The following is a 26,533-nucleotide window of genomic DNA, read 5'->3' on the forward strand; positions in this document are numbered from 1 at the left end:
TAACAATCGCGCCAATTGGTCAAGAAAGCCTGAAGGGACGGGGGTTTGGCTAACGGGTGATTCACCCGGGTGAATCGGAATTTAAGTATAGGCCAAAATAAACCCGACATCGCTCCCGATTTGCTTGGCAACTTTACTGGCCATTAAGTGCGACGCGACATTCTGGCCTTGCATCTGGGGGCAGCGGGCGATGGGCCTGACAACGACCCCGCCTCGACCCGCTAACAGGAGATAAGACATGACCAAGTTCGTTTCGCGCTTCGCCAAAGACGAGTCCGGCGCCACCGCCATCGAGTATGGCCTGATCGTCGCCCTCATCGCCGTGGTGATCATCACCGCCGTGACGACCCTCGGCACCAAGCTCGACACCGCCTTCGGCGGCATCAACTCCAAGCTTCCCTAATCCCAGGGGGCCGCAAGGCCCAGCAAGCCTAGGAAACGGAAGGGCCCCGGCGCAAGCCGGGGCCCTTTTCGCATGCGCGGACCTGCGGCTGGCGTTCCCGGCGGGCTTGGCGCGGGGGAAACGGGGACACATTGAATGTCCCCTCGCCCTGGGCGCCGTCGCCCGTGCCGCTGGCGGGACATTCAATGTGTCCCCTCTTGCCTGGCGAGCGCCCGGGATTCTGCGTCATTCTGAAACAGCCTCCGGCGAGAGGCGGCGGCCGGCCTCGGTTCGACGAGCGTTGCTCTAAAAAAACTTGCGGGCCTCAAAGGTTAGCGCGAAATTCAGAATGGCCACAAGCCACGGAAAAATAACGAGTTTTTCCACATGGTTAATCGATCCTAATAGTAAATACGAATAAACCAAAAGAAAAATCGGCTCTGTACTTCGATGTTTACTGGCAATTAAGCGCGGTCCCCCAAAGTGGCCTTGTTTTCGGGGGAGCAGGCCAAGCGGCTTGAACCCGCCAGGCTTGCAACAGGAGAAAAAGCCATGACCAAGTTCGTTTCGCGCTTCGCCAAGGACGAGTCCGGCGCCACCGCCATCGAGTATGGCCTGATCGTCGCCCTCATCGCCGTCGTGATCATCACCGCCGTGACGACCCTCGGCACCAAGCTGAACACTGCCTTCGGCGGCATCAACTCGAAGCTGCCGTAAGACAAAAGCGAGCCCACAAAGCTTCGCTTGAAAACGGGGGGCCCGCGGAGAAATCCGCGGGCCCTTCCGCTTTGGCGGTGGGGACTGGATCGCCCCGCAGATTGTCTGACGCTTTGAGCGCAAGCGCCTGGCGGGGCGTTCCTGTCCCCGACCTGCGCCGATCGGGGACAGGAACGCCGCCCCGAACGGTTTCAGCAAATTGCGGACAGATTGCGCGGCGATCCCGTCCCCACCTCAACCTTCCATTCACCCTCCCGCGCCATTCTCTGAGATCAATGTTCCAGACCCTGCAACTGCTGCTGCTGAGCGTCTTCCCGGCCATGGTCATCGTGGGCGGTCTGAAGGACATCACCAGCTTCACCATCCCCAACTGGATCTCGCTGGTCCTGATCGGCGGGTTCGGCCTGGCCGCGGCCGCCCTGGGCATGCCCTGGCAGACTGCGCTGCTTTGTCTCGGCATCGGCGTCGGGGCCCTGGTCCTGTCGATGGGCATGTTCGCGCTGGGCTGGATCGGCGGCGGCGACGCCAAGCTGTTCGCGGCCGCCGCCCTGTGGCTGGGCTGGCCCGCCTCGATGACTTTCGTATTGGTGACCGGCCTGGCCGGCGGGGCGCTGGCCCTGTCGCTGCTGGGTTTGCGGTCGGTGTGGCTGCGGCCCCTGGCGGTGCGCGGTCCCGACTGGGTCGGCCGCCTGGCCAAGCCGGGGGGCGATGCGCCCTACGGCGTGGCCATCGCCATCGGCGCCCTGGCGGCGTTTCCTGAAAGCCCCCTGGCCCTCGCGTTCGCCGCCCTTTCGTAAAGAGGGTTTAGGTCCGCGTTAACCATGGCCGGCCGATGGTGCATCCGCCGCCAGAAGGGCGTGACGCGAATCGCCCGTGCGCTGGGCCTCAAGGCTCGACGCGCACAAGAGTTTTCCCCGGTCCTCTTCCCGCCGGGACAGCAGTTCGAGCCGCATGAGCCCCGTCCGCCTGTTCATCCTCGTGATCGCCGCCCTGGCCGCCATCGTGCTGGCCTTCGTCGTGCGTGGCGCCTTCGCGCCGAAGAAGGCGCCGCCGCCCGCCGCGGTGGTCGCCGCCGCCCCCGTCGCCAAGCCGACGGTGCAGGTGCTGGTCGCCAAGCGTGACCTGCCGATCGGCACGCGGCTGGTGGCCGGCGATGTCGGCTGGCAGCAATGGCCGGCCGAGGCCATGAACCCCAGCTTCATCACCGACGGCACGGGCCCCAAGGTCGAGAAGGCCGGCGCCGCGGGCGCCGCCGAGGGCGCGGCCCGCACGGCCGGCAACCTGTTCACCAACGGCGACATGGGCGGCATGGTCGGAACCATCGTCAAGGAGCCCTTCGTGGTCGGCGAGCCGATCGTCGCCCGCAAGCTGGTGCGCGCCGGCGAGGGCAGCTTCATGTCGGTGGTGCTGACCCCCGGCATGCGGGCCATCGCCGCCCCCGTCACCGTCGACAGCGCCGCCGGCGGCTTCATCCTCCCAGGCGACCGCGTCGATGTCATCTACAGCCGCGACGCCCAGAGCGAAGACATCAAGGGCTATGTGACGCGCACGGTGATGCGCAACGTCCGGGTCCTGGCCATCGACCAGAAGCCCCAGCCCGACAAGGACGCCCAGACCATGGTCGGGGCCGTCGCCACCCTCGAGGTTCCCGCGCATGACGCCGAGGCGATGGCCAGCGCCGTCGCCCAGGCCAAGCAGAGCGGCGTCCTGATGCTGACCCTGCGCGGCATCACCGACACCGCCGGCGGGCCCAGCCGCGGCGGCGGCGCCAGCGGCAGTGAACAAACCCACACCGTGCGCGTGCATCGCGCCGGGGTGGTTACGGAAGTGAAGGTGTCTCCATGAGCCGGCTGAGGATCATTCCCGCCCTGCTGGCCGCCGGCTGTCTGCAGCTTGGCGGATCGATGGCTTCGGCCCAGTCTCTGTCCGGCGGTCCCGCCCCGGCGGCCCCGGCCTACGACGCGCCTGGAACCCTGCGGGTCGACCTGGCGGCCGGCGGATCGCAGACGCTCAGCCTGCCGCGCGGCAAGTCGGCGATCGTCGAACTGCCGGTCGACGCCCGCGACGTGTTGATCACCAACCCGGCCGTGGCCGACGCCATGCTGCGCACGCCGCGGCGCATCTATATTCTCGGCGTGGCCTCGGGCCAGACCGACGCCGTCTTCTTCGACGCCGCGGGCCGCCGCATCCTGTCGCTCAACATCCGGGTCGACCAGGACATCAGCGCCCTGGCCGACACCATCAACCGCGTGCTGCCGGGCAGCCGCGTGACCATCGAACCGATCGGCGACTCCCTCATCCTGTCGGGCCTGGTGCTCACCCCGGGCGACGCCGACAAGGCCACCCAGATCGCCCGCCGTTTCGTGACCAAGCCCGAGCAGGTGGTGAACATGGTCCAGGTCGCCGGCAGCGACCAGGTCATGCTGCAGGTTCGCGTCGTCGAGGTGAACCGCAACGTCATCAAGCAGCTTGGCTTCGACCTCGGGGCAGTGATCGGGCGGTTGGGCGAAGACCAGCTGAGCATCGCCAGCACCGCCACCTTCGGGATCAATGGCGCCCTGTTGGGCGGGGCGGCCGGCGGCTACGTCAAGGACACCACCCTCGGCGGCACCGTCGCCGGCTCCAGCGACGTCAACTCGGCCAACGCCACCATCAAGGCTTTCGAGCGGGTCGGCCTGGTCCGCACCCTCGCCCAACCGGTGCTTACGTCGGTCAATGGCGAGCCGGCCAACTTCCTGGCGGGGGGCGAGTTCCCCGTGCCGGTCGGCCAGGACAGCGACGGCCGGGTGACCATCGAGTTCAAGAAGTACGGTGTCGGGCTTGGCTTCACGCCGGTGGTGATGTCGGGCGGCCGCATCAACATGAAGGTGTCGGTCGAGGTGTCGGAACTCTCCAATGAGGGCGCCTTCAGCATGAGCACCGGCAGTGACGCCACCCTGGTGATCCCCGGCCTGAAGGTCCGCCGCGCCGAGAACGTCGTCGAACTGCCGTCCGGCGGCACGATGATGATCGCCGGCCTGTTGCAGGAACGCTCGGCCCAGAACCTCGACAGCCTGCCTGGCCTGATGAACAGCCCCGTCCTGGGCGCCCTGTTCCGCAGCCGCGATTTCACCTCCGGCCAGACGGAACTGGTCATCATGGTGACGCCCTACATCGTCGACTCGCGCGGCTCGAAGGCCTTCCAGACGCCGGCCGACGGCCTGCAGCTGGCGTCCGACCCCGAGACCATCCTCCTGGGCAGGCTGAACAAGGTGGTGAACGCGCCGCCGAACGCCAACGCCGGCCGCCGCTACCAGGGCCCCATCGGATACGTGATCGAGTAACGCCCCCATGACCAAGCTGACCCCGCGCATCCTCCTCCTTTCCGCCCTTTCCGCAGCCGCGCTTCTCGCCGGCTGCGCCACCGCGTCGGGTCCCCAGGCCGACCTGACCTCGCAGACGGCGCTCGACGCCTGGTCGCGGGAGGTCAAGGTCGTCGCCGCGCCGCAGGACATCCGCCTGGCCCCTCACGAGACCGGGCTGTCGGTCAACCAGGCCAATGCGCTGGAAGGCTTCGTCGTCGCCTGGATGCAGGCCGAGGCGCGCGATGTCACCGTGCGGGCCTCCGACACCGGGCCGGCGGCGCGCGGCGCCAACCGGGTGGCCTGGGACGCCCGTGATCGGCTCGTCAGCCTGGGTGTGCCGGCCGGCAAGATCCGCATGACCGCCTTCGACGGCGCGGACGATCCCAAGGCGCCGGTGGTGATCAGCTTCAACCACTACGCCGCCGAAGTTCCCCAGTGCGGCAGCTGGCGCAACGTCAGCCACAGCAACGACAACCGTCCCTACGACAACTTCGGCTGCGCGGTGACGGCCAACATGGCGGCCCAGGTCGCCAACCCGCAGGACCTGATCAGCCCCCGTGACGCCCAGCCCGCCGAGGGCGGCGACCGCGAGGCCATGTACGACAAGTATCGCAAAGGCGAGGCGACCGGCTCCAAGCGCGACGAGAAGGCCAGTGGCCAGGTGTCTCAGGTGGTGAACTGACCCATGCAAGCGCGTCCCGCTGACGATCCGTTCGACCTGGGCTTCGACGCCGACGACGAGTTCGCCACGCCGTCGCAGGCGCCGGCCGTCGACCCCTGGGCCGACCTTGGCTCGCCCGTCGGCTCGGTGGCGCCGCAGGCGGCCGACCCCTTCGCCGACGATCCTTTCGCCGCCGATCCCTTTGCGCCCGCGGCGGCCCCGCGGGCCGGCGAACGCGACCCCTTTGCCGATTTCCCACCCGCCCGTCCGAACGACGAGCCCGAGTACCCGAGAATGGCGTCTGCAGCATCACACGGTCATAATCCCGTCCACGACATGATCGCCGGGGCCGAAGCCTCGCTGGGTGAAGCGCCGGTGCCGCGCATCACCATCAACGTCTTCTGCGCCCGCACCGACACCGCCGAGCTGGTCGAGCGGGCCAGCACCGACCGGCGGCTGTCGCGGGCCTCGACCATTGTCCGGGCCGGCGGCCTGGCGGCGGCGGTCGAGCACTACCAGAACCAGCCGACCCCCAGCCTGGTGATCGTCGAGAGTCTCGATCCGGCTCCGCAGATGATCGCCCAGCTTGATCGCCTGGCCGAGGTCTGCGACCCCGGCACCAAGGTGATGGTCATCGGCTCGGCCAACGACATCGCCCTCTATCGCGAACTGATGCGCCGGGGGGTCAGCGAATACCTGGTGCCGCCGCTCCAGCCGCTGCAGATCATCCGCGCCATCGGCGGCCTCTACGCCGACCCCTCGCAGCCCTTCCTCGGCCGCCAGATCGCCTTCGTCGGCGCGCGCGGCGGCTCGGGCGCCTCGACCCTGGCCCACAACATCGCCTGGACCATCTCCGAGCGGATGCAGGCCGGCACGGTGCTGGTCGACTACGACCTGGCCTTCGGCACCGCGGGACTGAACTTCAACCACGACCCGCTGCAGGGCGTCATGGATGCGCTCGGCCAGCCCGACCGTCTCGATCCGGTGCTGATGGACCGGATGATGGCCCGCTGCACCGATCGCCTCAGCCTGTTCGCGGCCCCCGCCACCCTCGACAACGACTACGACATCGGCGGCGACGCCTATGAGGAGGTGACGCAGAAGATCCGCGCCGCCGCCCCCTTCGTGGTCCTCGACATCCCGCACGGCTGGAACGCCTGGACGCGCAAGATGCTGATCGCCTCGGACGACCTGGTCATCGTGGCGACGCCGGACCTCGCCTCGCTGCGTAACGCCAAGAACATGGTCGACCTGGTCCGCCAGGCGCGGCCGAACGACAACCCGCCCCGGCTGGTGCTCAACCAGGTCGGCCTGCCGGGCCGTCCGGAGATTCCGGCCAAGGACTTCGGCGACGCCCTCGGCGTCGCGCCGTCGATGATCATCGGCTTCGACGCCAAGACCTTCGGCCAGGCCGCCAACAACGGCCAGATGATCATCGAGAGCGCCCCCAAGTCCAAGGCGGCCGCCGACATCGAGTCCCTGGCCCAGCTGATCAGCCGCCGCGAGCCGCCGGCCCAGAAGAAGGCCTCGGGTCTCTCCGGCCTGTTCAGGAAGAAATAGGTGTTCGGCAAGCGTGCAACCGATGGCGCTCCGGCGCCGGCCAGGCCAGCGCCGCCGCCGGCTCCCACCGGCGCGCCCGCCGCGACGCGCCCGCAGGCGGCGCCCGCCCCGACCACCCGTCCGGGCGGTCCGCCGGTCAACCCGCCCGCGCCCGCCGGCAAGCCACAGTCCGCCGCCGCCCTGCGCAGCAACGACGTGATGAACAAGTTGAAGGAGGCGCAGGCCCCGACGACCGAGATCGTCCGTGAGCAGAGCGACTACTACCACGCCACCAAGACGACGATCTTCAACGCGCTTCTGAACACCATCGACCTGAGCCAGCTGGCCCAGCTCGACACCACGGCGGCGGCGGCGGAGATCAAGGACATCGTCGCCGAACTGGTGGCGATCAAGAACGTCTCGATGTCGATCGCCGAGACCGAGCACCTGGTGCAGGACATTATCAACGATGTCCTCGGCTACGGTCCGCTCGAGCCTCTGCTGGCCCGCGACGACATCGCCGACATCATGGTCAACGGCGCCGGCCGGGTGTTCATCGAAGTCGGCGGCAAGGTGCAGCTGACCAACGTCCGTTTCCGCGACAACGCCCAGCTGATGAACATCTGCCAGCGGATCGTCAGCCAGGTCGGCCGGCGGGTCGATGAATCCTCGCCCATCTGTGACGCCCGTCTGCCCGACGGCAGCCGCGTCAACGTCATCGCCCCGCCCTTGGCGCTGGATGGGCCGACGTTGACTATCCGGAAGTTCAAGAAGGACAAGCTGACCATGAAGGACCTGGTGGACTTCAGGTCCGTCAGTCCGGAAGGCGCGCGCGTCCTCGGGGTCATCGGCGCCTGCCGCTGCAACGTCCTCATCTCCGGCGGTACGGGCTCGGGCAAGACTACGCTGCTGAACACCATGACCGCCTTCATCGACCCGACCGAGCGGGTGATCACCTGCGAGGACGCGGCCGAACTGCAGCTGCAGCAGCCGCACGTGGTGCGCCTGGAGACGCGGCCGCCGAACCTGGAGGGCAGCGGCCAGATCACCATGCGCGACCTGGTCAAGAACTGCCTGCGGATGCGTCCCGAGCGGATCATCGTCGGCGAAGTCCGCGGCCCGGAGGCCTTCGACCTGTTGCAGGCCATGAACACCGGCCACGACGGCTCGATGGGCACCCTGCACAGCAACAGCCCTCGCGAGGCCATCAGCCGTCTGGAGAGCATGATCACCATGGGCGGCTACGGCCTGCCCTCGAAGACCATCCGCGAGATGATCGTCGGCTCGGTCGACGTCATCATCCAGGCCGCCCGCCTGCGCGATGGTTCGCGCCGCATCACCCACGTCACTGAGGTTGTCGGCCTGGAAGGCGACGTCATCGTCACCCAGGACCTGTTCATCTACGAGATGACCGGCGAGGACGCCGACGGCAAGATCATCGGCAAGCACCGGGGCACGGGCATCGCCCGGCCGCGCTTCTGGGACCGCGCCCGCTACTACGGCCTGGAGCGTGAACTGGCTGAGGCCCTGGACGCGTCGGAGTAGCCGCGATGATGATCACCATCCTCATCGCCTTCCTGGCCTTCGTGACCATCGCCGCCCTGGGCTTCGTGTTCGCCGGAGCTGGGGGTAACAGCAAGGCGACTAAGCGGGCCCAGGCCATCGTCTCGGGCGGACCCCGCACCACCGCCGACCGAAAAGCCGTCGCCCGCGCCGCCGCCAACACGCCTGAAGCCCGCCGTAAGCAGATCCTCAAGACGCTGAAGGATCAGGAAAAACAGCAGAAGAAAAAGACCTTCAACCTGCAGTCTAAGATGCTTCAGGCCGGCCTGAAGGGGAACGTCAAAGTCTTCTGGATTGTCAGCGGCGTCGTTGGCGTGCTGGTCTTCACCGCCGTCCTGCTGTTCCAGCGCAACCCGCTGATCGCGCTGCCGGCCGGCTTCGCGGCCGCCTTCGGCCTGCCGCGCTGGGTGATCGGCTTCCTGGCCAAGCGCCGCATCAAGAAGTTCACCGAGCACTTCAGCGACGCCATCGACATCATCGTCCGCGGCATCAAGTCGGGCCTGCCGGTCCACGACTGCCTGAAGATCATCGGCCGCGAGAGCGCCGAACCGCTGGCCGGCGAGTTCCGCAGCCTGGTCGAGAACGTCGGGGTCGGCGTCTCCATCGGCGACGCCCTGGAGAAGATGTTCCAGCGCATGCCGACCAGCGAGCTGCGCTTCTTCGCCATCGTGCTGGCCATCCAGCAGAAGACCGGCGGCAACCTGGCCGAGGCGCTCAACAACCTCAGCCAGGTGCTTCGGGCCCGCAAACTGATGCGTGAGAAGATCAAGGCGCTGTCCTCGGAAGCCATCGCCTCCAGCTTCATCATCGGCGCCCTGCCGCCCGGCGTGGTCATCCTGATCACCGTGACGACCCCCAGCTACATGGCTCCGATGTTCTCCGATCCGCGCGGCCATCTGATGCTGATGGGCGCGGCCTTCTGGATGAGCTGCGGCATCTTCGTGATGCGCAAGATGATCAACTTCAAGTTCTGACGGGGATCATCAGATGAACTTCGTCGCCATCCTCACCAATCCGGACAACATCCTCACCGCCTTCGTGGCGGCGATCACCTTCGCCACCATCGTCACCCTGGTCAGCCCCATGCTGAAGGGCGACAAGCTGGAGGGACGCCTCAAGAGCGTCGCCAACCGGCGCGAGGAGCTGCGGAAACGAAACCGCGAGGCCCTGGCCAAGAAAGGCCCGTCCTCGACCACCAGCCTTCGCCATACCGACGAGGGCCTCTACAAGAATGTCGTCGAGAGGCTGCAGCTGTCAAAGCTGCTGGAAGACCCCAAGGTGGTCGAAAAGCTGGCCCAGGCCGGCTTCCGCGGCCCCCGGCCGATCTCGACCTTCTACTTCTTCCGCCTGGTGATGCCGTTTATCTTCGCCATCCTGGTGGCCTTCTACCTGTTCGTGGTCAACGATTTCGGCCTGCAGATGATGCAGAAGGTGGCCGCCTGTTTCGCCGCCCTGCTGATCGGCTACTACGCGCCCAACATCTACATCTCCAACATCGCCTCCAAGCGCCGCGAGAGCATTGTCGCCGCCTTCCCCGACAGCCTCGACCTCTTGCTGATCTGCGTCGAGAGCGGCATGTCGATCGAGGCGGCGATCATGAAGGTCAGCCAGGAGGTCGGCACCACCTCCATCGAACTGGCCGAGGAACTCAGCCTGCTGACCGCCGAGCTCTCCTACCTGCCGGAACGCCGCATGGCCTACGAGGGCCTGGCCAAGCGGACCAACCATCCGGGCGTCAAGTCGGTGGTCACCGCCATGATCCAGGCCGAGCGCTACGGCACGCCGCTCGGCTCGGCCCTGCGGGTGATGGCCAAGGAGAACCGCGAACTGCGCCTCTCCGCCGCTGAAAAGAAGGCCGCCGCCCTGCCGGCCAAGCTGACCGTGCCCATGATTCTGTTTTTCCTGCCGGTGCTGTTCGTCGTGATCCTCGGTCCCGCGATCATCAAGGTGCAGGACATCATGGCCAAGCAGTAGGACCGCTTGACAACTCCTGCGTAACTTCGTTCGTTATTCCCGTTGGGGTATCATTGGGGCGGGTCGGGCGATGAAACTCAGTGGGGTTTTGGCTGAGCTCGAGGGCCGTCTCAAGGAGTTGGACGGAGAGTTGCGCGTTGCGTCACCCAGGCAAAGGGCAGCTTTGAACGTTGCCCGGGACCGTACTATGGCGGCGATCTGCCAAGCCCACGATGCATTGGCTTCCCAGGCTCTTGCGACATCGATAACGGGCGCCGCTGCTTCCATGCGGACCGCGACCGATGATGCGCCCTTTTGGTTCAGGCGGTTCTATACTTCGCTGCTGATTGGAAATGGCGGCCTCCTGAGCGTCATCGGCGCGGCGAGTGTTCAGGCGCCAGAGCCCCTCAGAAGAACGGTGGGATCCGCCATTGCTTTTCCGCTGATCATGTTGGCCGTCGGTCTGGTTTTCGCCGCCTTCCTGCCGCTGGTTCTGGCCAGGCAGCGAGAGAATATGGTCAAGGCCGCCAAGCCCGGGGCCAAAGCTGACGTCAACTTCTACACGTTGCCGATCATCGCGCTCGCAGGGTTGTCGGCGCTCCTGTTCATCGCCGCCTTGAGCATCATCATCGTGCAGGGTGTGGCCGCGTGGCTTGTGTCCGCCGGAACGTGACATCGCGCCGGCCATCTTGATCGGGTTCAGTGGTCAATTCGAATTTCGTCCTCGAAATACCGCCCGATCGTCGATTGTCCTCGGTTGTCCGAAGGAAAGGCGCGGTACTTCTGAGCGATTCTCAGGGCCCAGATTGAATACTTTTCACCCTTCTCATCCTCACGCACGACCGTGCAGTCGCCAAGCTGATAGTTGCTGCTGACCCGGCAACGCACACGCACCGAGGCCCTGTAGGCGCGCAACGTTCCTTTTTCAGCTTCCTTTCTGAACTGATATGGCGCTAGGCTCCACTTTTCCTGTCCTGAAGGTCCCTCCTGAAGGTTCTTTAGCCGCAAGTCGACCGGCGCCGGCGCCGGCGCCGGCTGGCTTTGGGCTTGTGGGAAGCGGATCGGCGCTTGAGCCCGGTCGCCGGGCTTGGCCCGTGACTCCGGGATATCCCCTCTTCCGTTCACGTTGGTTTGGCGAGACTCGTCCCGAGGCGGCAATGGCGCGGGCGTGGGCGGAGTCGTCGCTGGAGGCGGCTGTGGCAAGATGATCGGAGGCGTCTGAACTATGACCGGAGTTGGCGGAGTCGCTTCCTCGGGCGCCAAAAACGACGAGGGCCGCATGTACGCCACGCGGCCGTTGTCGAGAGCCACTTCGACAAGGCTTCCCTTAAGGGACAGGCGCACCTCAACCGTCTCTCCCGCCTCGACGATCCGGTAGAGCTTCAGGCCGAGCCAGCTTTCGTAAGCTGGCCCCTTCACATGGACGAGTTGTTCTCCCCGTTCTGGTATTTCGGGCTCGGCCGCCACCGGCGGGACCACTTCGGTAAGCGCCGCCATGGGAACAAGCTTGTCGCGCCCGTCAGGGTCTTTGATCTTCAGAAACTTGCCGCCCATTACGGTCACGATTGTCCCCGAGAGCGCCTTCCGGGGCCCGAGCATGGGCGGGCTGGGCGTCAAGGCGGTCGTCAGCGGCGTTACCGCGATCAACGTGTATCGTGTTTTGGGCAGGCCAATCACCGCGACGAAGCCGCCGCCCAGCGCTGCGAAGAACACCAGGACGATCGCCGCGGTCATGGCGAGCGACTTCCCCGTCTTCCTTGGCCCCGCGGGCTGGCGCTCACCCGAAGGCTCCTGCGGCGGCGCTGAGCTCGGTGGGGCGGGGCGTGACCGATTGCTATCGTCATCAGCGACCTGCGCCGACGGGTCGTCCGGGCGCGGGCTGGCCGAAGATGGGTTGGTCGCTGCGTTGGGAAGACGCAATTGGCCCGCGGCCGACGCCACGCTTTCGGACGGCAGCGCCGAAACGGCCAGTGTATCGTCCTGGATCGGCGTATCGGCTTTCGGTGCGTCGCTTTGGGGCGAAACAACCGAACCGGTCGGCGCCGAAGCTTCGGAGTCCGTATCGGCCGCCCGTGGCGGGTCGACTTCGGACGGACCAATCGACTGGGGCGGCGACGATGTATCAACCACCGCTGGACTCTCAACGTCCCCCTTCCGTCGCCTCCGAACCTCCTTGCCCAACTGCTTGTCGAGCGGTCCCTTGAGAACCGGAATGTCGCGCGCCGCGACCTCCCTCAGGCCGCCGTCCTCGCGCGTCACCTGCACTACCGTTCCGTGCGTCAGGAGTCCGCGGTCAATCAGATCCCGGACGTCCGCTTCATCGTCGATGGGGTAGGAGGTGGTCCCCCCGATGTAGATGCGCAGTTTTCCGAAGTCCAAGACCGCCCCCCATGCGTCTGACTCATCACACACCGATATCCCAATCAATACAATCTTGGGAAGTGAGACTGGACAGCGGACACCGCGTCTGAACAAATGAGCGAGCGACGTTATCGGGGCGGATTGGGGACATCGCGACGATGATCTGTATTGGCCGGACTGCGACGGTGCTCGTCCTCGCAACGGCGATTGGCCTGGCGGGCTGCGATTGGATCAATCCGCCGAGGTCCTCGGCGAGATCGGCGCGGGATTGTTTTCCGGTCGAGGCGCGCCGCTGGATTTCCATTGTCGGTCCAAACACTTCGAAGGTTAAGGCGGAGGGCGCGGGCAAGGCCGTCGTCTATGTGGACGGGTCCGGCAGCATGGCCGGCTACCTGCGGGCAGGCCCGCCGGACCGCCAGCCGATGATGGAGCTCCTCGCCACCCTGCCGGGCGCCGTGGGCGGGTCGGCGAGCGCGGTGGACTACTACCTGTTCGGCAGCTCGGACCCCCGCCGGATCACCGGTGATCGGATCGATGGCCTGACCCGAACCTCAACCTATGCCTGCAATGGCCAGCCCGGCTGCGACAATCAGGAGACGCACCTCGACCGGGTTCTCGACAGCATCGCTGCGGACGATCCGCAGACCCTGTCTGTGGTCTTCAGCGATCTCTGGCTGAAAAATTCCGAACTGGCGACCAGCGGATCGGTGGCTTTCAACACCCCGCTCCGAAAAATTATTGAGAGCGGTCGCAGCATCGCGATCTACGGCATTCCCTCCCCCTATCATGGGGTGGTGCACGACATGCCGAGCAACCAGCCGGCGACGGCTTCGGCGCGGCCGCTCTTCCTTGTCGTCGCTGGTCCGGACGACCGGATCAGGGCCTTCGACGCCGGCCTGCGCAGCTCGCCCTCGCCGTTGATCGCCGAAGCGTTCGGGAAAGGCCAGGTGCGGCATGCGCTGTTCACCTTGTCACCGGAATCCGACCGCGGTCTGGCCCAAACGCCGCTCGGATCGCATTTCCGCAATCCGTCGCTGCGGCCAAAGCGGGTGCTGGGCGCTCATGACGGCCTTCGAATCCAGCAGATCGCCCTGTCGCGCAGGGAAGCGAGACAGGTTGAGAGCCGGGCCAGCGCCGGCGGCGTCAACAAGGTCCGCGCTCAGACCCCGACCTGGGATGGGCCGGATCCAGCGGCCTTACGAAGCGGCGCCGTCTGGCGTGGCCCGCTGGAAACCCGGACCCGGGCATGGCGCCTGGACGGCGACGTCAGGTCCTGTGACGCCAAGGCCTGGGGCGCCCCCCGTGAACTGGTCGGATTCTGGGAAGGGGAGGGGGAGAGCCGCCGGTTCGTCCTGCGTCCTGCGGCTCTCGCGGACGACCTGGGCGATGGCGTCTATCTGATTGTCGGGGAAATCGCGCGGTCGGAGCTGACGAGGCCCAATCCCGATGCCGAATGGATGCGGCAATGGAGTTTCAACGCGGCGACGGAAGCCAAGGTCCGAGGCGCCCCACCCGGGCTGTTTCCGACCCTCAACCTGGCCGAGACCGCGCGGCTACTCGAGAACGCTCTCGCCGATGCCGGCGATGAGGGCCAGCCGATTTCCGGTTTCGCCTTTGTGGTCAGGGTTTCAGGGTGATCGGATGTTGCCCGGAATTTCAAGGAGATGGGGATGAATGACCTCGTCGGACGCTGGATGGCCTCTCTGGGCATCCACGTGCTGATAGGACTGCTGGCCTTGGCGGGTCTGTGGTTCCTGCTTGCGGACTACAATTATGCGCTTGCGGAGAGCGTCCTCGCGGCGGTGTTCGACGTCGGTGACCTCGAGCGCCGCCGGGACCAGGTTCGCACGGGAGTCGTGACCGTCATCATCCTGTCCCACGTCGCCAGTTTTCTGATCGCGGCGATCTGGCTGTTCATGGCCGAGCGATGCGTCGTGGCGGTGCCCCGGGATGGTGTCCAGCTGCTCGGCCCCTGGGTCGGGGGGGGCTTTCTCGTCCTCATGCTCACCGCGGGCTTCGCCTGGTGGCGGATTTGGGTGTCGGCCCTGAACCTGGATTTCAATCTGGCCTACCAGCTCTGGGCGGGCGCGATCCTGATCCCGGCGGTGATGATCGCCTACTACCTGGGCACCGCCTATCCGGTGAAGGAAACCATGCGTCGCTCCGCCTGGGGCGCGCTCTATCTGCCTCGTGGGAGACGCGGATGACGACGCATGTTCTTATCGGTGTCGGTGGCACGGGGGCCAAGGTCGTCGAGGCCGCGCTCTACCTGATGCTGGCTGGCTTGGGACCCAGCAAGGTTCTGGTCGGTCTGGTCGACCAGGACCAGGGCAATGGCAACGTCAATCGCACCCTGCAGCTGATCTCGGATATCCAGCGATTTCGAGATGATTTCGGCGTCGCCAAGACCAATCGCCTGGATTGGGCCGTATCGCAGGCGGCCGATGGCGCACAGATCGGCCGAGTCTCGATCGAACCCTTGTTCGAGACGATGGCGGTGTGGCGCCCCTCCGGCGAGGATGAACTGACCCTGGCCGACATACTCGATCGGGCCGATTTGCCAGCCGACGGGCCGGAGCGGGCCCTGTTCGATGTCCTCTTCGAGCCTGGCCCGAACGAGCAGGACCTCGTCCTGACCCAAGGTTACCGCGGCCGGGCTCATCTTGGGGCCGCTGCGATGCTGGCCAAGCTCGAGGCGCCGGACAATCCGATGAGTCGAGCGATCGAGAATCTGGTCGGTCGGGCGACGATCGCGGCCGATGTTCGGATTTTTATTGTGGGATCGGTTTTCGGCGGCACGGGGGCAGCGGGCTTCCCGGTCATTTCCCGGTCGATTCACGCCGCGCGCGAGGGGAAACCGGAACCTGTCCGCGATCAGATCCGGCTCGGGGGCGCGCTGATGCTGCCGTATTTTGGCTTCGACGATCCGAAGGATCGCGATGCCAACGTGGTCCATACGATCGATCTGATCCCGCAGGCGAAGACGGCGCTTGACTACTATCAGCAGCTCTTCAGGAACGAGCCGATCTTTGACCGGCTCTACGTGGCGGGCTGGGATCAGCTCAACATGATGAAGTACCACAAGCCGGGCGACAACGGTCAGAAGAACCCGCCGATGGGCGCGGAGCTGCTCGGCGCGCTCTCGGCCATCGAATTCTTTGGAACCAGCCTGCCCAAGCGAGCGGCCGAGGTGCCCTTCTTCGTGGCGGCTCGACAGAACAAGCTGTCACTGGATTGGGCCAACCTGCCTTGCGGGTCGGCCGAGATACGAGCGCAGACTTTCGATCGTATCGCCCGTCTGGCGCGGACCGCCCTCTACTGGAACTACGTCCTGGAACCCGCGCTCAATGAGCGCCACACCCACGACCGGAAGCTGGAGCCTTGGATGCAGGCCCTGGCCGGGGACGTGGTTTGGGATGATGACACTGCCGACGTACGAGGCAGGATCAGCCACCTGTTCGAGAACTTTCTGCTCTGGGCTGGGTCGATGCAGCTCTTCACGCGGGAGACCACGGTCGATACGGCCTTCCAGCTGTGGGACACCCAGGCGTTGAACAGTGACGCCAATCCATCGGATCCGACCAATCCCCTTCGGCTCCGGCCGGCCTTGCGCGGCACGAAGGAAGTGCAGGACGCTTTCAATCGTCTCATTCCCAAGCGCGACCCCGTGGAGGAGCTGCGAGATGCGGGAAAGCTCTTCGATGAACTGAACAAGGCCGACCGCCAGCGGCGCAGCGGGGACAACGCCGGTCTCGGCGCGCTGATCGCTGCAACCCACCTCGCCGCCCGGCCGCTGTGAGAGCCCGACAGATGTCCAAGCCCGCCTACTTCGCCCCCCCGCTCCAGTCGGAAGACGCGCCATTTCCGGATCCCAAGGTGTTCGGCGCCTGGACACGGGGACCGGGAAGCCTCTCGGACCTCAGCGTGTCGATGCGCATCGGCGATCGGCCGACGATCGATGAGGTGAAATCCGTTCCCGATCCCTGGGCCCAGCCGCGAACCTTCGCCGAGGCGGTTCTGCGGCGCACCCACCCACAACATGCCGACGCCGTTTCACAGTGGCGGGGGCTGCTTGCGTTGCTGGCGCTGGAGGCCACGTCGTCCTCGGTCTATTCGCTCTCTGTCGAGACGCTGGATCTACGGAAGAGCGAACGCACCTTTTCACGGGTGTTGCGGCGGCTGCCGCCGAAGACGGCTCTTGCCCAGAAATCCCGTAGTCAGGGTACGGACGCCCCACGGACCGCAGAGTGGCTGTCACCGGTCCTCGTCCGGCTCAATCTGGTTGAGGGTGGCGGGCGTCGGGGGCATTCCGTCGTCGTTGGAATGCTGAACCCGGCCAATCTCATCGCGGCCGCGCGTGGTCATCGCGGGCTTTCGGTCCCGGGGATCGGCTGGCTGCAGGAGGGGCTCAGGGATCCGCTTGATTGCGAACTGTCCGCCGGCCAACTGGCGATCATCCGCGAGTATGTCGTTCAGATCAGGCGCGACGTTGAGGCGTTGGTCGAGCGCCGGGCCGATCCGGCGGCGGCGCTGAACGCCCAGTTGGCCGAATTCATCGCCGCACTTGAGGCGGCCACGCACCACGCGCCCTTTGAAGGCGAGGTTGGCCCGCCACAGGGCGATACGCTCCCGCCCCTCTACCGCCTGCTGCGTCGTGAGGTTCGGCTGCGGCACGGCAATCCGGTTCAGCTGTCAGAGTGTTTGATTCCACTGAGATCCGATCTGGACCCCGAGAAGACCTTCAAGGGCATAGTTCTGGTCGATGAGACCATCGCACAGACTCTGAACAAGGGCCTCCAGGAGGTGTTCGTCTGGGGCCCCACGACGCTCGCTGATGTCGTCGGGTCGCCCAAGCGGCTTGAGGAACTGCGCGCAGCGACGGCCGCGGAAGGCTATCTCGTGCTGACCCCGGACGAGATTTTCGCACCTCAGCTGGTGCTGTTGAAGGACGCCCCGGTCGTGCCGGGCAATCCGGCCGATTTCGCCGGCTGCCTAATTCCCCTGACCCCGGCGGCATTGCTGATCGCGGAGGCCGCGAAGCTCAAGGAAAGCCTGCATTCCCGGCCGGAAGGTCCGGAACGTCGGGTGGTCAGCCTGGCCGTCACCCTTCCGGGAAGTCCCGGCCGGCGGACGGAGCATCGCCTCACCCGGACCTATGCCGTCGAGCCCGAACGCAAGGACGGACGGCTGATCCGGGACGTCCGCTGGACGGCCGAGGGCGCGGCAATCTGGCCCAATTTTCAAAGCTCGCGCTGGAATCACTACTTCGCGCGCTTCAGTCACGCCAAGCTCGGTGAACGGGTCAGGGCGCGCTTCGCCCTTTCCGGACGCGGTCTCGAAGCCATGCTCGCCGAGATCGAAACAGGAACCGCACGGGCAGCGGCCTTGCAGCCCTGGGTCGCGCCTTATTTCGATGGCGAGCCTGTCGAGGCATTCTCGGGACGGATTTTCAAATCCTCCTCCCTCGACCGGCTGCGCTCTCAGGACTCGGCGGCCGTCCAGGAAAACCAATACTCACGATATCCTTTCGATTGCGTGTTCTACGAGCTCAATGGCTCGGCGGGCATGATCTTCCTTAAGACCACAAGTCCAAAGGAAGGGACCGGTCAGGATATCGTGGGCGTCGACTTTGGGACGACCAACACCGTCGCCTGCTTCCGCGGTGGAAAGGAACTGAAGCCTTTGGTGTTCAAGGATCGGGTCATTCGCCCGATCCAGGCGAGCGACGACAAGATCAACCGCACCGACCTTGAGATCACGCAGGATCTGTTCTCGGACTTCTTCCCGCCCTCCGAGCGAGAGACGCCGACGCCCAGCGTGGTGCTGCGACGGGAAATCGATCCTGATGCCGAAGAACTGAGCCGGGTCGTTGATGGCGACGACGACACGCCGCTGTTCTGCGATACGCTCTACTTCCTGCCCCGAAAAAGACTGCTGCGGCCAGACATCGACGAGTCAGGTTACGAGCCCGTGCTGCGCAGGGCGATCTTCGACCTGAAGTGGGGCGGCCAACGAAGGACGATGGCGGCATCACTGCGCTTCCTTCGCCAGGTGATGATGATGATCGCCGCGGAAGCCGTCGACAACGGCACGCCACCCCGCAACATCGAATGGCGCTTTTCCAGGCCGGACGCGATGGGTGATTCCCGCGGTCGTTTCCTCAGCACCCTCCGGCGCCTGCTGACGGAAGTTGTTCCGGGCGTGGACGCCGAGCAGCAGATTCGCCGCCTCTATTCCGAGGGGGTCGCGACGGCCAACTACGTGCTCAGCGGTGGGCGCGGGGGGCGTGAGTTCGAGCGGGGATCCCTGGACCTCATTCTGGATATCGGCGGCGGCACGACCGACACGGTGATCTGGAAGCAGAACCGGCCGATTTGGCGCGGATCCTATCGACTGGCCGGCGGGGATTTCTTCACCGGCTATATCGCCAACAACGGCGACTTTCTGGATGATCTGGGCTTCAAGGGGTGGGGCGCCGTTCTCAAGGGCGACCCCCGTCTGCGGCACCTGTGCGAACTGCTGTTCAGCGGGCCGGATCTGCAGGAAGCGATCGTGGAGAAATGGGACATGGCGGCCGAAGAGCCGCCAGCCCAGGGCCTGACCCAGGTGGCCTTCGTGTTTCTCGGCGGGCTGCTCTACTATCTGGGCCTTGTCGTCCGCGGCCTGATCGAGTCCGGCGCGCTCAAGCTGGACGATCTCCGGGATGTGACGCTGGCGCTTTGCGGCCGGGGGGCGGGCCTGTTCGCCCAGATGCATCCCGCGGGCCCCCGCGACATGAGCGAGGTCCGCCGCCTTGTCGCCATCTTCAACAGCGCGGCGGGCCAGGAAAATCCCAAGCCGCCCCGGTTGTTCCGCTCGACAGAACCCAAGCTTGAAGTGATCCGCGGCGCGGTGTCGGAAAAGTCCAAGGTGCAGATCGACCAGGATCTCCTCGATGAAATTCCGGACGACGAGCCATTGGGATTGGGTGTGACGGTCAACGGCGTGAAGGTTGAGCCTGACCAGTGGATGAATGAACTGACCCTCGGCGAGGCGCCGGATTCCGTGGACATCAGCCGGTTCAACGAGTTTCTCACTGCGTTGAGCCAGCACGGTGGCATCAGGGTCAGCATTGCCGATGGCCTTGACACCGCGATTGAAAACGACGTGTTCGATACCGTGCGCGATGCTGGCGAGGGCGACGAGGAAGGACCCCAGGGGTTGGCCGAGCCGCTGTTCATTACGGCCTTGCGGATTCTGGTGGAAGACCTGGCCCTGCCCCGAGGCGAAAGCCGGGCCCGCGTGCGGCCCACCAAGCCGGACGCGCGCAAGTGAACACGACCGTGGTCGGAGGATCGCGACGGGCGACCGCCGTGGTATGCGCCCTCCTGCTGGCCGGCCTGGGCGCTCCGCTGGCGATCGCAGCGTCCGGCAACGGGTCGGTTGAGCTTTCGCAAGGACAGATCAGGCCTGGTAAGACCTCAAAGGTCTCCGATGGCTCCACTTCGAAACGCCCGGCCAATGACAACGAATCCCGCGCCGCCAAAGGCTCTAAATCCGCCAAATCTAAAGTAAGTAGTAAGGTTCTCAGGATCTTAATGGGGGTCAACTCGGAAGCGGTCGCGACCCGATCGCAGTTGCTGGCGCTGTCCGCCCTATTCGCGTCGCTTCTTGCGATCACGCTGGCGTGGACCTGGCGGGGGAAATCGAGGTTCGGTTCAGTGCAGGCTCTTCGCGATCTTGGTTTCGAAAATCTCGAGGGGTTGGAGAAGAATCCGACGCTCGCCCAGGCCCTGCTCTGGACCCTGAAGGAACTTCGGCGCCAGCAGGTATCGACTCGGGATGTTGTCGAGTCGAACGCCACCTTGCTGGCCCACATCGACAAGCTGAATGAGCGGATTTCGGCCCTCGAAGGCCAGCAAGGCGAAGCAGGCCCAAGTTTATCGCCGGCCAGGTCGCGGCGGCTGCCGCCCCCGCCGTCGCTTCCAGAGCCACCTCCACGGGAGCCAAGACGGGAGGCGCGCGAGCCTTCCTGGAGCCTGACTGACACGGAGGCTCAGAAGGCTGAGTCGTTCCGCGCCGTGATCAGCAGGGCGCTGCTGGAGCTCGACGAAGAGGCCTTCCGGGAGGCCGTACGAGAATGGCGGGCTTTTGCCGTCGATCTTCGCGGCGGCTCTCTGGTCGACGCTCCGGGCGGACGGCAATTTCTGATCGCCGCTTCGTTGTCGGACGATGTGGTGATGATCGCGCCAGGCATTGAGTATGCCGTGGAGTTTCCGGCGACATACTCGACCGTCAGGAATACGCCAGAGGACATCAAGGCGGTTTTCCATGCACAGGTGGACGGCACGCGGGAGCTGAAGCTGAAATCCTGCGCGCTCGCCCGTCGCAAGAGTGGTGGTCGTTATGAAGTATTTCGCGAGGGCGAAATCGCCGGCCTTCGAGAGTAACACAGCAACGCCCGCTGATCGCCATCGCCCCGAAGACCCTCAACGGGACCAGCGGTCGCCTCCAAGCGCCGCGAGAGCATTGTCGCCGCCTTCCCCGACAGCCTCGACCTGCTGCTGATCTGCGTCGAGAGCGGCATGTCGATCGAGGCGGCGATCATCAAGGTGCAGGACATCATGGCCAAGCAGTAGGCCGACCGCCGGACCACCCTTGACCTGCCATTTCGAGGGGCGCATAGGCGCCCCGCGCTGGCCAATCCTGGCCCGCGCAAACCCTCGGACCAACCCCATGCCCAGCGACAGTAGTCGATTGCCCGCGCCGACACGGCCGTCGTCAGTCTGACCCCTGGGTCGGCTTGCCTACGACGCGCCGCGCCGGCGCGTCGAAAGGTCAAGCCATGAACACTCAAGACTTCGCCACCGTCGTTCCGGTGGCCATCCCGCCCGTCGCCGACATCGCGCGCGACTATGTCGGCGACGTCGTCGATCAACTGAACCGGCTCTCCACCACCCAGGCCGCCGCCGCGCTCGAGGGCGTGACGGTGGAGCGGGCGATCGAGATCTTCGATCGTCCCGAACTGAACCTCGCCGGCGAGCTGCTGCTCCTCCTGCCGCCGGCCATGGCCGTGGCCGTGCTCAAGGGCATGTCCGCCGACCGGGCCGCCGACGCCCTGCGTGATCTCGACGGCGCCCAGCGCACCCTGCTGCTCAGCCGGCTCGACTTCGAGACCGCCGCGGGCATCAAGAGCCTGCTGGCCCATGACGCCCGCACGGCCGGCGGCATCATGATCATCGAGTTCGTCAGCGTGCCGGCCACCGCCACCGTGGCCCAGACCCTCGACCATATCCGCGCCGTCGAGCGCAGCCGCGAGACGGTCTACGCCATCTATGTGCTCGATCCCGACGACGGCCGCCTGCTGCGCACCGTCACCCTGCGGCGGCTGATCACCGGCGAGCCGGAACAGTCGATCCTGCAACTGGCGCCCGACCTGACGCCGCTGTCGGTCCGCCCCGACACTGACCGCGAGGAGGTGGCGCGGCTGATCTCCGTGCACGATCTGCTGGCCGTGCCGGTGCTCGACGGCCGGGGCCGGGTGATGGGGATCGTCACGGTCGACGACGTCATCGACGCCATCCTGGCCGAAAGCGCTGAGGACGTGCAGCGGTTCGGCGGCGTCGAGGCCTTCCACCAGCCCTATCTGCGCATCGGCTTCGTCGAGATGATCCGCAAGCGGGCCGGCTGGCTCTGCGCCCTGTTCCTGAGCGAGATGCTGACCGCCAGCGCCATGCAGCATTTCGAGGACGAGCTGCAACGGGCCATGGTCCTCACCCTGTTCATCCCGCTGATCATGAGCTCGGGCGGCAATTCCGGATCACAGGCGACCTCGCTGCTGATCCGCGCCCTGGCGCTGGGCCAGCTGCGCCTGCGCGACTGGTGGCGCGTGGCCCTGCGCGAGCTGCCGACCGGCCTCACGCTGGGCTGCATCCTGGGCCTGATCGGCATGGGCCGGATCGGGCTGTGGCAGGGGCTGGGCTTCTACGACTACGGCGTCCACTGGGGCCTGATCGCCCTGACGGTCGGACTGGGACTGGTCGGCATCGTCACCTTCGGCTCGATGACCGGCTCCATGCTGCCCTTCGCCCTCAAGCGGCTCGGCTTCGATCCGGCCAGCGCCTCGGCCCCGTTCGTCGCCACCCTGGTCGATGTCACCGGCCTGGTCATCTACTTCAGCGTCGCCCTGGTGGTCCTGCACGGCACGTTGCTGTAGCGCGGGCGCGGCGCGGTTCAGATCAGGTCGCGCGCAAAGCAGACCCGATAGAACCGCGTCGCCGCTCCCTCGATGCCGAAGTCGTTGTCGTTGACCAGCAACAGCTCGCGATCCGACAGCAGCGCGATCCCCTCCAGATCGGCGCAGACCTCCGGATGGTCGTCGGTCGACAGCAGCAATGTCTTGCTGATCGAGCCGTCGGGGCCCAGGCGGGCGATGTAGAGCTTGGCGCTATGGGAAATCCGCTCCAGGACCAGCAGCTGGTCCTCGGCCAGCCACAGGGCGTCGCCGATCTTCAGGTCGCTGGCGTCGACCGGCCCGGCCGCCGCGTCGCGCAGGAAGCTCTCGGGCGCGTCGAAGGGATAGCGATGCCCGGCCAGCAACGCCCCGTCGGCGGCGTCCAGCGTCCAGGCCCGGGCGGCCGTCTCGCCGGCAATCGGGCTCTGCAGGATGGCGAACAGCCGGGTCTCGTCGCCGGACAGGGCCAGGGCCTCGAAGCCGCGGTTGAGCCGGCGGCGGGCGGCGTTGGCGGGCAGGGCGCCGCTGACCGCATAGGCCGGCGTCGCCCAGGCGGCCTCCGATCCGGCCGGATAGGCGCGCGCCAGCACCCGGCCGTCGGCGGCGACGCGCAGCAGCGACGGGCCATACTCCTCGGCCACCCAGAAGCCGCCATCGGCCAGGGCGACCAGGGCCTCGGTGTCGACGCCCAGCAGGCTGGTTCCCAGCGGCCGGCCATCGAGATCGAAGGCCGGCTCCATCGCCGCCTCGGGACCGCCGGGCAGGGGCAGGCCGTTCAGCCGCGCGCCGCCGGCGCCGACCAGCGGCAGGACGGAGACCAGCCGCACGGCGTCGCCCTCGACCCGCAGCTCGTGGATCGCCGGGGTGAAGCCGGCCAGCGGCAGGATCTTGGCGCCCTCGACCTCAAGCAGCGGCCGGGCCGCCTCCAGGCCGTAGCGCTTCAACGCCTGCTTGGGCTTGAGGTTGGGCCCCCGGTCACAGATGGCCCACACCCGGCCGGGCGGATCGCCCCGGCGGCTGGCCAGGCCCGAGCCCAGGCCCAGGCTGGCGCGCGGCACGCCGCCGGGCGGACAAAATTCCGCCAACAGGACATCGTCATAGGCGAGGGCGGTGATGACAGGCTTGCCCAAGCGACTCTCCGAGGAAACCGCGACTGTGACGGGCGGGCGGCGCTTGCGCTAGGCTTGGTTGCCGGCGTGGCCGCCAGATTCAGGAGAGTTGCGTGTCCCAGGATCGGTTGGCTTACGGTGTCTTCCTCGGCGCGCTGTCACGGTCGGTCGAGGCCGGCGGCTTCCTGATCGACCTGCGCACCGCCACCCTGCCGCCCGAGGCGGTGGAAGAGCACAGCCACGACGAAGGCCACTTCATCTTCACCCTGGCCGACGGCTATCGCAGCCTGGCCAGCGGCGAGCCCCTGCGGCGCGGCGCCCTGATCTACAATCCGCCCGGCACCCAGCATCGCGACTGTTTCGACGAGGCCGGCGGCGGCTTCCTGGCCATCAGCACACCGGCCCTGCCGCCGGCGATCGGGGCCGAGCCGACGCTGCTGCGATCGGCGAGCGCCGGGCGACTGGCCCGGCGCCTCGTCGGGACCTGCATCCGGGCCCCGTCCGGCGCCGCCCTGGCGGCCGAATCACTGGCGCTGGACCTGGCGGCCTGCGTCACCGCCGAGGAGGATCGCTCGGCCGCGGCGCCGGACTGGCTGCGGCTGGCCGACGAGGCGATCGGCGACCTCTGCCGCACGGCCGGACTGGAGGTCCGCGCCATCGCCGCCGCGGCCGGGGTGCATCCCGTCCACCTGGCCCGCCGCTATCGCCGCCATTTCGGCCAGTCGCCGGGGGCGGCGATCCGCCAGCGCCGCGCCGACGCCGCCGCCGCCCTGCTGGCGGCCGGGGCCGATCCGGCCGAGGCGGCCCAGGCCGCCGGCTACGCCGACCAGAGCCACCTGACCCGCGCCTTCGCCGCCGCCTTCGCCGTCACCCCCGCCCGCTATCGCGCCGCCTTTGGCCGGGCCTAGGTTTCATCCGTTCAAGACGGCCCCCTCCGGGCATGGCATCAAGCCGCCTCATTCGAAGGAGACTGCATGACCCGGCTGTTGATGATCGCCTTGAGCCTGGGGGCGATCCTGGCGAGCCCCGCCGCCGCCGCGACGCCGGCCGACTGGCCGACCGCCAGCCCGGAGTCCCTGTCGGTTTCGGCCGAAGGGCTGGCGGCGATGGACGCGGCCGTCCAGGCCGGGACCTTCCAGAAGGTCACCAGCGTGCTGATCGCCCGCGACGGCAAGCTGGTCCACGAACGCTACTACGACACGGGCGGACCCGAGCTGCGCCGCAACACCCGCTCGGCGACCAAGACGGTCACCGCCATGCTGGTCGGCGCCGCCATCGCCGATGGCAAGCTCAAAGGCGTCGACGCTCCGGTCACGCCGCTGCTCGCACCTTACGGCCCCTTCGACAACCCCGACCCGCGCAAGGCGGCGATCACCGTTGAAGACCTGCTGACCATGAGTTCGATCCTGGAGTGCGACGACAGCAACAGCTTCTCGCGCGGCAACGAGGAGCGGATGTACCTGATCGAGGACTGGGTGAAGTTCACCATGGACCTGCCGGTGCGCGGCTTCCCCGGCTGGGCCCCGCGTCCGGAGGCCTCCCCCTACGGCCGCGCCTTCAGCTACTGCACCGCCGGGGTCACCACGCTGGGCGCCGTCGTGCAGTCGGCGACCGGCGAGCCGCTGCCGGCCTTCGCCCATTCGGCCCTGTTCGCGCCGCTGGGGATCGAGGGCGAGCAGTGGCAGTATTCGCCGCTCGGCCTGGCGCAGGGCGGCGGCGGCCTGGGCCTGCGCAGCCGTGACCTGCTGAAGCTGGGCCAGCTGCTGCTCGATGGCGGCCGCTGGCAGGGCCGGCAGGTGCTGCCCGCCGCCTGGGTCAAGGCAATGACCACGCCCCATGCGCAGACCACCGAGGACCGGGGCGACTACGGCTACCTGACCTGGCTCGTCGCCTACGACGTGGCCGGCAAGCGGCACGCCGCCTATGCCATGTCCGGCAACGGCGGCAACAAGGTGGTGGTGGTCCCCGACCTGCGGGCCGTGGTGGTGGTGACCACCGTGAACTACGGGGTGCGCAATTCGCACGGCCTGGCCGACAGCCTGATCGCCCAGCACGCGCTGGCGGCGATGAAGTAGAGCCCGTCAGGCGGAAGGGACTCCGGTTCCGCCGTCCGGACGGGCTCCAGAGAGGACCCCAACCTTACAGATTTGCGAGTTTGCGTAGCGGTCGGCTGTAAGGCCGGGCGGGCAAGGTCTCCTCATGGCGGAACGATCAAGACCGCCGCCCCAGAGAAGGACCCACCGCCATGACCAAGTTCGCCCCCGTCCTGCTGACCATCGCCGCCCTCGCCGTCGCCGGCAGCGCCGGCGCCGCCACCGCGCCCACCAAGGCGCCCAAGCCGGTCTCCGCCGCCACCGCCAAGCGCAACAGCTGTCAGGCTGAATGGAAGGCCCAGAAGACCCACACCGGCAGCCACCGGGCCTTCATCAAGGCCTGTGTCGCGAAGGGCTGACGTCCCCCCAGCCAATCCACGCTTCGCGAGAGGGGCGGCCGTCCGGACGGGCGACCGCCCCAGTCGCGTGCAGAGCTATCCCATATGGCCACGACGTGATGTTTGTGAGTTCGCCTCTGGGCTCCCTTCTCCCCTCGTGGGAGAAGGTGCCCCCGGAGGGGGCGGATGAGCAACTGTGTTTAGGCTTGGTAGTTTGGTTGCCAAGTCTGGCCGGTGCGCAGCAAGGCGACGACGATGCC

Annotated in this window: 22 protein-coding genes and 1 pseudogene; 21 read left to right on the forward strand and 2 right to left on the reverse strand. The window is 66.8% G+C overall.

The genetic code is table 11. The features are described 5' to 3' along the window. Positions 1-238 precede the first annotated feature (238 nt). The 11 genes from AC1RSK_RS17375 to AC1RSK_RS17425 all read left to right on the forward strand — a co-directional run bounded on the left by AC1RSK_RS17375 (position 239) and on the right by AC1RSK_RS17425 (position 10,832). A complete protein-coding gene (locus tag AC1RSK_RS17375; protein WP_492908862.1) occupies positions 239-403 on the forward strand; it encodes a Flp family type IVb pilin in 165 nt (54 codons plus the stop codon). Positions 404-934: 531 nt separating this feature from the next. Further along, entirely contained in the window at positions 935-1,099 is a 165-nt protein-coding gene (locus tag AC1RSK_RS17380) for a Flp family type IVb pilin (protein WP_492908863.1), read from the forward strand. A 275-nt stretch (positions 1,100-1,374) separates the two neighbouring features. Continuing rightward, complete coding sequence (locus AC1RSK_RS17385) at positions 1,375-1,896, forward strand: A24 family peptidase (RefSeq protein WP_492908864.1); 522 nt, start codon at positions 1,375-1,377, stop codon at positions 1,894-1,896. A gap of 154 nt (positions 1,897-2,050) precedes the next feature. Then, entirely contained in the window at positions 2,051-2,944 is an 894-nt protein-coding gene (gene cpaB, locus AC1RSK_RS17390) for a Flp pilus assembly protein CpaB (RefSeq protein WP_492908865.1), read from the forward strand. Beyond that, complete coding sequence (locus AC1RSK_RS17395; protein WP_492908867.1) at positions 2,941-4,422, forward strand: type II and III secretion system protein family protein; 1,482 nt, start codon at positions 2,941-2,943, stop codon at positions 4,420-4,422. The genes cpaB and AC1RSK_RS17395 overlap by 4 nt, the downstream gene beginning before the upstream one ends. A 7-nt stretch (positions 4,423-4,429) precedes the next feature. Beyond that, entirely contained in the window at positions 4,430-5,125 is a 696-nt protein-coding gene (locus tag AC1RSK_RS17400) for a CpaD family pilus assembly protein (RefSeq protein WP_492908869.1), read from the forward strand. Between the two features lie 3 nt (positions 5,126-5,128). Then, a complete protein-coding gene (locus tag AC1RSK_RS17405; protein WP_492908870.1) occupies positions 5,129-6,664 on the forward strand; it encodes a CpaE/TadZ family protein in 1,536 nt (511 codons plus the stop codon). Continuing rightward, on the forward strand, positions 6,665-8,188 hold the full coding sequence (locus AC1RSK_RS17410) for a TadA family conjugal transfer-associated ATPase (protein WP_492908871.1): 1,524 nt from the start codon (positions 6,665-6,667) through the stop codon (positions 8,186-8,188). An 8-nt stretch (positions 8,189-8,196) separates the two neighbouring features. Further along, entirely contained in the window at positions 8,197-9,180 is a 984-nt protein-coding gene (locus tag AC1RSK_RS17415; RefSeq protein ID WP_492908885.1) for a type II secretion system F family protein, read from the forward strand. A 13-nt stretch (positions 9,181-9,193) separates the two neighbouring features. Continuing rightward, on the forward strand, positions 9,194-10,180 hold the full coding sequence (locus AC1RSK_RS17420; protein ID WP_492908872.1) for a type II secretion system F family protein: 987 nt from the start codon (positions 9,194-9,196) through the stop codon (positions 10,178-10,180). Positions 10,181-10,367: 187 nt separating this feature from the next. Then, positions 10,368-10,832 carry a hypothetical protein gene (locus AC1RSK_RS17425; RefSeq protein WP_492908873.1) on the forward strand — a complete coding sequence of 155 codons (465 nt, stop codon included), beginning with the start codon at positions 10,368-10,370 and terminating at the stop codon, positions 10,830-10,832. A 26-nt stretch (positions 10,833-10,858) separates the two neighbouring features. On the opposite strand, the gene AC1RSK_RS17430 is transcribed toward AC1RSK_RS17425, so the two are convergent. Continuing rightward, a complete protein-coding gene (locus AC1RSK_RS17430; RefSeq protein WP_492908874.1) occupies positions 10,859-12,538 on the reverse strand; it encodes a hypothetical protein in 1,680 nt (559 codons plus the stop codon). 140 nt (positions 12,539-12,678) lie between these two features. Here AC1RSK_RS17430 and AC1RSK_RS17435 point away from each other — a divergent pair, with 140 nt between their 5' ends. The 7 genes and pseudogenes from AC1RSK_RS17435 to mgtE all read left to right on the forward strand — a co-directional run bounded on the left by AC1RSK_RS17435 (position 12,679) and on the right by mgtE (position 22,715). Next, a complete protein-coding gene (locus AC1RSK_RS17435) occupies positions 12,679-14,157 on the forward strand; it encodes a hypothetical protein (protein WP_492908875.1) in 1,479 nt (492 codons plus the stop codon). Between the two features lie 33 nt (positions 14,158-14,190). Next, entirely contained in the window at positions 14,191-14,727 is a 537-nt protein-coding gene (locus tag AC1RSK_RS17440) for a hypothetical protein (protein WP_492908876.1), read from the forward strand. Next, complete coding sequence (locus tag AC1RSK_RS17445) at positions 14,724-16,319, forward strand: FtsZ/tubulin family protein (RefSeq protein ID WP_492908877.1); 1,596 nt, start codon at positions 14,724-14,726, stop codon at positions 16,317-16,319. The genes AC1RSK_RS17440 and AC1RSK_RS17445 overlap by 4 nt, the downstream gene beginning before the upstream one ends. 11 nt (positions 16,320-16,330) lie before the next feature. After that, positions 16,331-19,834, forward strand: coding sequence for a hypothetical protein (locus AC1RSK_RS17450; protein ID WP_492908878.1), 3,504 nt, complete (start codon positions 16,331-16,333; stop codon positions 19,832-19,834). Beyond that, positions 19,831-20,949, forward strand: a complete 1,119-nt coding sequence (locus AC1RSK_RS17455; protein WP_492908879.1) for a hypothetical protein — start codon at positions 19,831-19,833, stop codon at positions 20,947-20,949. The genes AC1RSK_RS17450 and AC1RSK_RS17455 overlap by 4 nt, the downstream gene beginning before the upstream one ends. A gap of 54 nt (positions 20,950-21,003) precedes the next feature. Further along, positions 21,004-21,114, forward strand: a pseudogene (locus AC1RSK_RS17460) (type II secretion system F family protein); the annotation flags it as partial. A gap of 230 nt (positions 21,115-21,344) precedes the next feature. Next, positions 21,345-22,715 carry a magnesium transporter gene (gene mgtE / locus AC1RSK_RS17465; protein ID WP_492908880.1) on the forward strand — a complete coding sequence of 457 codons (1,371 nt, stop codon included), beginning with the start codon at positions 21,345-21,347 and terminating at the stop codon, positions 22,713-22,715. A gap of 17 nt (positions 22,716-22,732) precedes the next feature. Here mgtE and AC1RSK_RS17470 read toward each other — a convergent pair whose 3' ends face one another. After that, on the reverse strand, positions 22,733-23,863 hold the full coding sequence (locus AC1RSK_RS17470; RefSeq protein WP_492908881.1) for an esterase-like activity of phytase family protein: 1,131 nt from the start codon (positions 23,861-23,863) through the stop codon (positions 22,733-22,735). 92 nt (positions 23,864-23,955) lie between these two features. On the opposite strand from AC1RSK_RS17470, the gene AC1RSK_RS17475 reads away from it, so the two are divergent. The 3 genes from AC1RSK_RS17475 to AC1RSK_RS17485 all read left to right on the forward strand — a co-directional run bounded on the left by AC1RSK_RS17475 (position 23,956) and on the right by AC1RSK_RS17485 (position 26,294). After that, positions 23,956-24,750 (forward strand): helix-turn-helix domain-containing protein, encoded by a 795-nt coding sequence (locus tag AC1RSK_RS17475; protein WP_492908882.1) that lies wholly within the window; start codon positions 23,956-23,958, stop codon positions 24,748-24,750. A 66-nt stretch (positions 24,751-24,816) separates the two neighbouring features. Next, a complete protein-coding gene (locus AC1RSK_RS17480; RefSeq protein WP_492908883.1) occupies positions 24,817-25,917 on the forward strand; it encodes a serine hydrolase domain-containing protein in 1,101 nt (366 codons plus the stop codon). Positions 25,918-26,087: 170 nt separating this feature from the next. After that, the gene (locus tag AC1RSK_RS17485) at positions 26,088-26,294 is read left to right on the forward strand and encodes a hypothetical protein (protein WP_492908884.1); all 207 of its coding nucleotides are present in this window, start codon (positions 26,088-26,090) and stop codon (positions 26,292-26,294) included. The last annotated feature ends 239 nt before the right edge of the window (positions 26,295-26,533 follow it).

The sequence above is a fragment of the Caulobacter sp. GW821-FHT11A05 genome (assembly GCF_058809015.1).